This window comes from Agrobacterium sp. AGB01, assembly GCF_014851585.1.
Lineage (GTDB): Bacteria > Pseudomonadota > Alphaproteobacteria > Rhizobiales > Rhizobiaceae > Agrobacterium.
In genome coordinates this window covers 1-519 of sequence record NZ_JACVAB010000019.1, presented here as the reverse complement: position 1 = coordinate 519, position 519 = coordinate 1, and the positions used below count along the sequence as shown (strand labels likewise).

Sequence of the window (519 nt, the reverse complement as noted above, 5' to 3'; positions counted from 1 at the left end):
TTGCGTTTAAGGCATTCAATAAACGAGAAAATTGCACAGCAATTTAATCGAAAAACGCCATAGATCGCTATAACGGTTTATGGCTTGCGACAAATCCCAAGGATTTGCGCTGGTACGGATAAACTGCTTTGCAGTTTACCGAGTACGGACAAACTGCCATGCAGTTTGCCTAGGGGTATTTTGCCTTTGGCAAAAACCTGGAAAGATACGATATTTTGCCTTTGGCAAAAATCGGGGGATGCAAACACATGGTGTTTGCTCTGTCGCGACAAATCCTCTGGATTTGCGCTGGTAACGCGGGGTGGAGCAGCCCGGTAGCTCGTCAGGCTCATAACCTGAAGGCCGCAGGTTCAAATCCTGCCCCCGCAACCAAATCACCAAAACATTCCCCCAAAAACAAAATCTCAAAACTAAAAGAAACCGCAGACCATTGGCGGCGCCTACGCGCCCGCGAAAATAACCCTTCTCAAGACACAACAACCAAGGCACGCCAACAGCTCCCCAATGCGGAAGTCAAAG

The 519-nt window shown here is 48.4% G+C and carries 1 tRNA gene; it reads left to right on the top strand.

Annotated features, from left to right (window positions below):
- The first annotated feature begins 295 nt into the window (after nucleotides 1–295).
- Nucleotides 296–372 (top strand) — tRNA-Met (locus IB237_RS26165).
- Nucleotides 373–519 lie beyond the last annotated feature (147 nt).